At 62.5% G+C, this 9,414-nt stretch carries 2 protein-coding genes; both read right to left on the reverse strand.

Annotated elements, in window-relative coordinates; genetic code table 11:
- The coding region (locus HX839_RS15125) for a non-ribosomal peptide synthetase (RefSeq protein WP_177067265.1) at positions 1-5,305 on the reverse strand (5,305 nt) is incomplete at its 3' end.
- A gap of 10 nt (positions 5,306-5,315) precedes the next feature.
- The coding region (locus tag HX839_RS15130; protein ID WP_177067264.1) for a non-ribosomal peptide synthetase at positions 5,316-9,414 on the reverse strand (4,099 nt) is incomplete at its 5' end.

A 9,414-nucleotide genomic window follows, 5' to 3' on the forward strand; every position in this document is an offset into this window, starting at 1 on the left:
ACAAGTCGAAGCAGATCGACGTGGAGGCCAGCACCCCTTGAATGTCTTCAGGGCTGTAAACCTGCTGCGACCACTGGGTCAGCGCCGCCACGTTACGGTGAGTAATGGCCACGCCCTTGGGCAGGCCGGTCGAGCCGGAGGTGTAGATCACATAGGCCAGGTTGCCGGCGTGGACCGCAACGTCCAGATCCTGATCATCAACTTCCTGAGCATCCACAAGCAGCACGTCAATCGAAGCATCCACCTCAAGCGCCACAGCAGCCTGGGTCAACAACACCCGCGCCTGGCTGTCCTTGAGCATGTAGGCCACGCGCTCGGCCGGGTAATCCGGGTCCAGCGGTACATACGCACCACCCGCCTTGAGCACCGCGAGCAATGCCACAACCATCTGCGCACTGCGCGGCATGGCCACGCCAACCCGCACTTCAGGGCCAACACCCAGCGCCACCAGCTTGTGGGCCAGGGCATTCGCCCGGCCGTTCAACTGGCGGTAGGTCAGTTGCTCATCACCCCAGATAACCGCCAGGGCGTCGGGCGTACGCTGCACCTGATCCTGAATCTGCTGATGGATGCACCGCTCACGCGGGAAGTCCAGGGTGTTGGCGTTCCAGGTCCGCTCAATCAACTCAAGCTCATGACCGCCCAGCAACGACAGCTCGGCAACCGGCCGCGTGTGATCCGCGACAATGCTGCACAGCAGGTTTTGCCAATGGCCGGCAAGACGCTCGACCGTCGCCGGCGCAAACAGATCGGTGGCGTAGGTCAGCGTGGCGGCCAACTCTTGCCCGGTTTCAAAGGTATTGAGCACCAAGTCGAACTGGGCCGTGTGGCTGGCCCACTCAAGGCTTTCGATGGCCAGGCCCGGCAAGCGCGTCGCCTGCTGTCCGCGCGCCGCCTCGCTCTGATGGTTGAACATCACCTGGAACAGCGGGCTATGACTCAGGCTGCGCTCAGGGTGCAACGCTTCAACCAACTGTTCGAATGGCAGGTCCTGGTGAGCCTGGGCTTCAAGGGCGGTCTGCCGGACTTGCTGCACGACATCCGCGAACGCCAGGGTCGGTTTCACATCGGCCTTGAGTACCTGGGTATTGACGAAAAAGCCGATCAGGCGCTCGGTCTCAACCCGGTTGCGGTTGGCAATCGGGACCCCGACCCGGATGTCGGATTGCCCGCTGTAGCGATGCAGCAACGTCTGGAATGAGGCAAGCAAGAGCATGAACGGCGTCACACGCAGTTGCTGGGCCAGGCCGAGCAGCGAAGCGCCGAGCCCGGGTTGCAGGACGATTTCCAGCTGCGCCCCCCGAAAGCTTTGTTCGGCCGGGCGCGAATAGTCCAACGGCAATTGCAACGGCTGGTCACCGGCCAGTTGCCGGGTCCAATAAGCCAGTTGGCGCTTACGCTCACCGGCCTCCATCCATTGACGCTGCCAGGCGGCATAGTCGGCATATTGGATCGGCAATGGCCTGGCCTCAGGCGCGCGGCCGCTGCTGAAGGCGTCATAGAGCTCAACCAGTTCCTGCACCATCAGTTGCATGGACCAGCCATCGGAGACGATGTGATGCTGGGTCAGCACCAGCACGTGATCATCATCGGCCAGGCGCAACAACTTCACGCGTAACAAGGGCCCGGTCTGCAGGTCGAACAACGCCTCGGCATGGGTCTGCACATAAGCGGCAATCCCGGCGTGCGGATCAGTGCCGGCGTCAAGGGTGTCCACGACAATCGCCATTGGCACTGGCGCATGGATCACTTGCAGGGTGCGCTGATGGTCCTGGACAAACGTAGTACGCAAGGTTTCATGACGCACCAGCAACTCGTCAAAGCTGCTCTGGAGCGCCTGGATATCCAGCGCGCCTGCGAGGCGCAAGGCCGTCGGTATGTTGTAGGCACCACTCAGGGGATCGAGCTGCCAGAGGAACCACTGGCGCTCCTGGGCATACGACAACGGCAATGCCGAGCCACGATCAACCACGACAAACGCGGGGGCCTGCTCGGCGGGTTCCTGGTTCAATACCCGGGCGAATGCCTGCAGGGTCGTGTGCTCGAACAACGCCTTGAGCGGCACGTTCAGCTCAAGACCATGACGCACCCTCGATACCACTTGGGTGGCCAGCAACGAGTGACCGCCGAGCTCGAAGAAATCGTCCTGGCGACCGACACGCTCAACCCCCAGGACCTCTTGCCAGATCAACGCCACCTGTTGTTCCAGCTCACCGCACGGCGCTTCATACGACTGCTGTTGCAGCTCAGGCTCTGGCAGCGCCTGGCGGTCGAGTTTGCCGTTGACCGTCAACGGCAGGCTCGGCAGAAAGACCACATGCGCCGGAATCATATAGTCCGGCAGCTCGGCCTTGAGCGACTGGCGAATGGTCTCGCGCAGGCCATCATGGGTCTCTGCGTCGAAGACCGGTGCGGCCGGCACGATATAGGCCAGCAACTGCTGGCCGCCCACGCCGGGCCGCGCCAACACCGCAACTTCACGCACGCAAGCCAACTTGAGCAGTTGCGCCTCGATCTCACCCAACTCGATACGAAACCCGCGAATTTTCACTTGATGGTCGATCCGCCCGACATATTCCACCACCCCGCCCGCACGCAAACGCGCGAGGTCGCCGGTACGGTACAGGCGCGCGCCGTCAGCACGGAACGGATCGGGAATAAACCGGCTGGCGGTCAGATCGCCACGGTGCAGGTAGCCTCGGGCCAGGCCCGCCTGGCCGACATACAGCTCGCCGATGCAACCTTCAGGGACCGGGTTGAGCTGAGCGTCCAGCAGGTACCAGGACAGGTCAACGATAGGCTCGCCGATCGGGCTGCTCGCCTCGTTCGCCAAGTCGGCCCGGGTGATGGGTCGATACGTCACGTGAACGGTGGTTTCAGTGATGCCATACATGTTGATCAGTTGCGGCGAACGATCACCGAAATGCTCAAACCACGGCTGCAATGCGTTGACCTCCAGTGCCTCACCGCCAAACACCACGTAGCGCAAGTGCTCAAGGCCTGCGGCCGGGTGAGCGCAGGCGACCTGCACCAACTGCTTGAACGCCGAAGGTGTCTGGTTGAGCACGGTCACTTGCTCACGGCAGAGCAAGGCGTAGAAGTCTTCGGTGGAACGGCTGACGTCATGGGGCACAACCACCAGGCGCGCGCCGTATGTCAGCGCACCGAACAGCTCCCACACGGAAAAGTCGAAGGCACAGGAGTGGAACAGCGTCCACACATCCGTCGCGCCAAAGCGGAACCAGTCATCGGTGGCACTGAACAGGCGCACCACATTGCGATGGGGCAGCAGCACGCCCTTGGGCTGTCCGGTAGAGCCCGAGGTGTAAATCACGTATGCCAGGTTGTCAGGGCTGACCGCCACCTGCGGGTTGCCCGACGGTTCCTGGCCTGCGCCGACGACGTTATCCAGTGCCAGCACACGAATCGACGGTGCTGGCGCCAAGTGTTCAAGCACAGAGGACTGCGCCAACAGCAACGCAATGCTGCTGTCCTGCATCATGTAATGCAAACGATCCTGTGGATAACCAGGGTCCATGGGCACATAGGCACCACCGGCCTTGAGCACCGCCAGCAGACCGACCAGCATCTCCAGGCAGCGCTCGGTAGAGAGCCCCACCAACACATCAGGGCCGACACCGGCCTCGATCAGCCGATACGCCAACAGGTTGGCATCCGCATTCAACTGACCGTACGTCAGGTGCTGATCTTCGTAGCTGATGGCAAGGGCATCGGGGGTACGCTCGGCCTGGGCTTCGATCAAATGGTGCAGGCACTGGTTCACGTCGAATGCCCGCAGGTTCGGGTTCCGCTGCTGGAGGATGCGCCGGTGTTCGTCCGCCGCCAGCAACGGCAACTCCCCTACCGCCTGGTGCGGACTGGTGATGATTGCCCGCAACAGATTTTGCCAATGCTGCGCCAGGCGTTCGATGGCCTCGGCGGTAAATACATCGGTGGCATAAGTCAGTGCGGCTGACAGACCGCGTGCCGACTCCGCCGTGTCCAGGGTCAGGTCAAATTGCGCCGTGCAGGTTTTCCAGTCCAGGCCTTCGACGGTCAACTGCGGCAGGTTCAATACGGGCTCGGCACTGGAGCCGCGACCTTCGCTCTGGTGGTTATACATCACCTGGAACAACGGGTTATGCCCCAGGCTTCGCTCGGGGTGCAGCGCCTCGACCAACTGCTCGAAGGGCAGTTCCTGATGCTCCTGGGCGCCCAAGGCTGCCTGCTTGACCTGGGCCAGCAAGGCCCGGAACGACATCTGGCCGTCGATCTCGGCCTTGAGCACCTGGGTGTTAACGAAAAAGCCGATCAGGCCTTTGGTTTCCGGCCGGTTGCGGTTGGCCACCGGCACCCCGACCCGGACATCCCGCTGCCCGCTGTAGCGGTGCAGCAGTAACTGGAACGATGCCAGCAACACCATGAACAGCGTCACCCCCTCACGCTGGGCGAGGGCTTTCAAAGGTTGCCCCAGGCTCGCATCCAGGACAATTTCCAGGCGTTCGCCACGGTAGCTCGGTTGCAAGGGACGGGGCTTGTCGGTGGGCAGCTCCAGCACCGGCGGCAGGTCGCCCAACTGCGCGGTCCAGTAAGCGAGTTGACGATCACGCTCGCCGGCCTCCATCCAGTGTCGCTGCCAGATGGCGTAGTCGGCGTACTGGATCGCCAGCGCCGGCAGTTGCGGAGCGTGGCCCTGGGTGAAGGCGGCGTAGCATTGCACCAGTTCCTCAACCAGCACTTGCATGGACCAACCATCGGAAACGATATGGTGCTGGGTCAGCACCAGCACATGCTCGTCCGGCGCCACGCGCAACAGGCAGACCCGCAGCAACGGGCCTTGCTGCAAATCGAACAACTGACGCGTCTGTGCTTCGACGAATGCACTGATGCGCGCCTCAAGCCCGGCCGCATCGCCAGGCTCCAGGGTGTGCACCGGCAGGTTAAAGTCCGCCGCCGGGGTAATCACCTGCAACGTCTGCCCGGCATCCTGGACAAAACGCGTACGCAAGGACTCATGACGCTCGATCAACACCTGAAAGCTGCGCTGCAAAGCCTCGACATCCAGCACACCCCGCAAACGCAGGGCAGCAGGTACGTGGTAGGCCGCGCTCTCGGGCTCCAACTGCCAGAGAAACCACTGGCGGTGCTGGGCATAGGACAACGGTATGGCTTCAAACTCATGGCGGATCATCGGCACAGGCAGTTGCCCAAGGCTCATGCCCTTGCTGGCCAACTTTTCAAAAAAGGCCTTGCGCTGAGGCAGCGCCAGCCTGATGAAACGTTGAACCAGCTCGATGTTATCCATTAACGCCATCTCAATTTGTCTCCAGCTCGGTGAGGAAGTCATGCATATCGCTCAGGTCCTGCTCAAGGTTGCTGTTCAAGCAGCCATCAACAGCACTTGCGTAGTCACGCAAGGTGCTTGCCTTGAAGATCAGGTCCAGCGCGACGTTGGCTCCCAATTGCATCTGCGCCATCGCAGTCGCTTGCGTCGCCAGTAATGAATGCCCACCCAACTCGAAGAAGTTGTCCTCCCTGCCCACTTGCTGCACGCCCAGGACGTCCGCCCAGACAGCGGCCAGGGTTTGCTCCACGGTGCCTTGCGGGGCGGCATAAATGCGCTGCATGAAGCTGGCGTCGGGCACCGGCAGTGCACGGCGATCCAGCTTTCCATTGGGGGTCAGGGGCAACTCTTCGAGGAACACCAGATAGGTAGGAACCATGTAGCCCGGCAGAATCTCTTTAAGACGAACGTTGAGCCGCTCACGCAATTTAGTCCGCGCGCCCGATACCTCCTCGTCTGCTGCAGTGACGGCAGTCACCACATAGCCCACCAGTTGCGCCCCGTTCACGCCCTCTTGCGCCAGCACCACGGCTTCCTGCACCTGCGGTTGCTCCTGCAACCGAGCCTCGATCTCCCCCAACTCGATACGGAAACCACGGATTTTTACCTGGTGGTCGATCCGGCTCAGGTAGTCGATCACCCCGTCGGCCCGCTGGCGAACCAGGTCGCCGCTGCGATACAGACGGCCACCGGAGCCAGCGAACGGATCCGGTACAAAGCGCTCGGCCGTCAGCGCCGCACGGTTAAGGTAACCACGCGCCACCCCTTCCCCGCCCAGGTACAACTCACCGGCCAGGCCCTGGGGCAGCAACCCGCCGCCGGCATCCAGTACATAGGCACTGCGGTCACCGATACGGCTGCCGATCGGCGCATAGGCGGCGCCGCACATCTGGTCTGCCGCAGCCTTCCAGATCAGCGGCGTAACCACGGTTTCGGTCGGGCCATAGCCGTTGATGATGTGCTGCGGCTTGAGCGCACGCTTGACCAGCTCGAACGACGCCTGGGGCACCGCATCACCGCCAAAGCAGTAGATGCGCACGGCCGGAGGGTTGCCATGCTGGTCGGCGTAGTCGGCCAATTGCTGCAAATACACCGGCGGGAATGCCGCGACGGTCACACCGTGACGGTGCATGGCCTGGTACGTCTGCTCCGGCGTCCAGAGGCTGGAGTCGCGAATCAACAGGCGGCCACCGTGACTCAAGGTGGTCAGCCAGCGTTCATGGGCACCGTCGAACGCGAAGGACATGAAATGCAGCTCGCAGTCCTGCTCGCTCATGGCATAGCGCTCGCCGATAGCCAGGCAATGCATGGCCAGGGCGTCATGGGCAACCGTCACGCCCTTGGGCTGGCCGGTGGAGCCCGAGGTGTAAATCACATAGGCCAGGTTTTGCCCGTGCAGGTCGACCACCGGTGGGCTGTCGGGCATTGCGTCCAGCGCCAGACGGTCCAGCTCCAGGCGCGTGATCCCGACGGGCGTCGGCAGGCGCTCAGCCAGGCGCGAATCGGTGAGCAGCAGTCCGATGCCACTGTCCTGCATCAGGTAGGCCAGGCGTTCACGCGGGTATTCCGGGTCGAGCGGCACATAGGCCGCGCCCGCCTTGAGAATCGCCAGGAGCCCAACCACCATGCCCAGCCCACGTTCCTGGGCGATGCCCACCAGAACGTCCGGCCCGGCACCCTGATCGATCAGTTTGTGGGCCAGGCGGTTGGCACGCCGATCCAGTTGCCCATAGGTCAGTTGCTCCTCGGCAAACATCAAGGCCACGGCATCCGGTGCACGCAGGGCCTGGGCCTGGATCAACTGATGGATCGAAGTGGTGGTACTGAAGCGCGTATCACGGCAGTTCCAGTCATCCACCAATTGCTGGCGCTCGATGGCCGTCACCAGTTGCAACTCGCCGACTGCGGCACCCGGAACCAATGCCAGCATGTGTTCCAGCAGTTGTTCCAGGTGCAGGCTGATCTGGCGTACATGCTCGGCGGCCAGAGACGCGCGCAGGTAGCTGTAGTGAATCGCCAGGGTCTCGCCGGTCGCCACCGCCAGGGTCAACGGGTAGTTGGTCCGCTCCTGGCTGTCGACAGGGCCGAAGCTCAGCTCGGGCACCGCCGCCTGGCGCAACGCTTCGGAAGCCGGGTAGTTCTCGAATACCAGCAGGCTGTCGAACAGCGAATCGGCGGCACTGCTGGCCCAGCGCTGGATCTCGAATAACGGGGTGTACTCGTGCTCCCGCAGCATCAGGTTTTGTTGCTGCAACACCTGCAACCACTCACCCATCGGCTGCTCGGCACGAACCTCGGCGATCACTGGCAAGGTATTGATGAACAGCCCGACCTGCTGCTCGATATCGCGAATTTCGGCCGGGCGCCCCGAGACCGTGGCACCGAAACATACGGTCTGCTGTCCGGTGTAGCGTTGCAACAACACCAGCCAGGCGGCCTGAAGCACGGTATTGAGCGTGACCTTGTGCTGACGGGCGAACTCGTTCAGGCGATGGGTACGGGCGGCGTCGAACAGTTGCTGGTAGTCACCGTAGGCAGGCTCTGTTTGCACCGGCACAGGCGTGGCGCCGAACGCCTGGATCAGCCGGGTGGGCTCGCTCAGAGGGCGTAACTGAGCCTTCCAGAACAGCTCACTGCGTGCCGTATCCTGGGATGCCAGCCACGCCATATAGTCACGATAACGGCCGACCGGCGCCATCGCATGTTGACCGCTGTAGCGTTGCAGCACCTCACCCAGCAACTGCGAGTTACTCCAGCCGTCCATCAGGATGTGGTGGTGGGTGTAAATCAGATGATGACGCTGCTCGCCCGTACGAATCAGGGTCAAGCGCAGCAACGGCGCCTCGCCCAGATCGAAACCCTGCGCCTGCTCGGCAGCGGCAGCAGCGTCCAGCGCCGCCGCCAGCTCGGGACGAGTACGCCAGTCGTGCTCGACAAAACTCAGCGGCGCCTGCCTGCGAATGATCTGCAGCGGATGGTCCAACTCCCCCTGCCAGATAAAACCGCTGCGCAGGCTGTCATGGGCATCCACCGCCGCTTGCCAGGCGTCGCGGAAACGCGCTGTGTCCAGACCATCGATATCCAGGCGCATCTGGTTGATGTAATCACTGGCGTCCTGCTGGTAAAGGCTGTGGAACAACATGCCTTGCTGCATGGCCGACAACGGGAAGATGTCCTCGATATCCCCTGCGGGTACAGGCAACCCTTCCAGTTGCTGCTGGGTCAACTGCACCAGGGCGAAGTCCGAAGGGGTCACACCCTGGGTGGACGGCAGGCAGCAATGTTCGATCAGCGCTTGCAACTCACCGGCATAGTCATCGGCCAGGGCCTTGAGGGCTTGTGCATCGAACATGTGCGGGCTGAAGGTCCAGCTCAAGTCCAGCTCGCCGTCGTACACCTGGCCGTTGATTTCCAGCCAGTTGCCCAGTGGCGCTTCAGGACTTTGCTCGGCCCCGGCAGGCTCGCGGCCTGGCATGAACAACGCGTCCTGCGCCTGGAAACTGCTATCGAATTGACCGAGGTAATTGAAGGTAATACGCGGTGTCGGCAACGCTTCAAGCACCGATTGCGCGTGGGCATCCCCCAAGTAACGCAGCAGGCCAAAACCCAGGCCCTTTTCAGGGATCGCCCGCAGTTGCTCCTTGATCTGCTTGATGGAACCCGCGATATCGGCCGCCGGGGTGAGCTTCGCCGGGAATACGCTGGTGAACCACCCCACGCTGCGGGTCAGGTCCAGCTCGTCGAACAACTCCTCGCGGCCGTGCCCCTCCAACTGCACCAGCACCGAAGGCGTCTGCGCCCAACGGCTGATGACCCGCGCCAACGCCGTCAACAGCAGGTCGTTGACCTGAGTCCGGTACGCCGCCGGAGCGTGCTGCAACAGCTGTCGAGTCAGCGTTTTGTCCAGATGCGTCTGCACCACCTGCGCGTCACGATTCAATTGTTTACCGTGAGGGTTATCGCACGGCAGTGCTGCAGGTACGCCCTGCAACGCTTGCTGCCAGTAATCCAGCTCTTGATGCATCTGCTCGCTGCTGGCGTGACGCAGCAGCCGCTCGCCCCAGGCCTTG

The organism is Pseudomonas sp. I8001 (assembly GCF_013385345.1).
In the GTDB taxonomy this organism is placed as follows: Bacteria; Pseudomonadota; Gammaproteobacteria; order Pseudomonadales; family Pseudomonadaceae; genus Aquipseudomonas.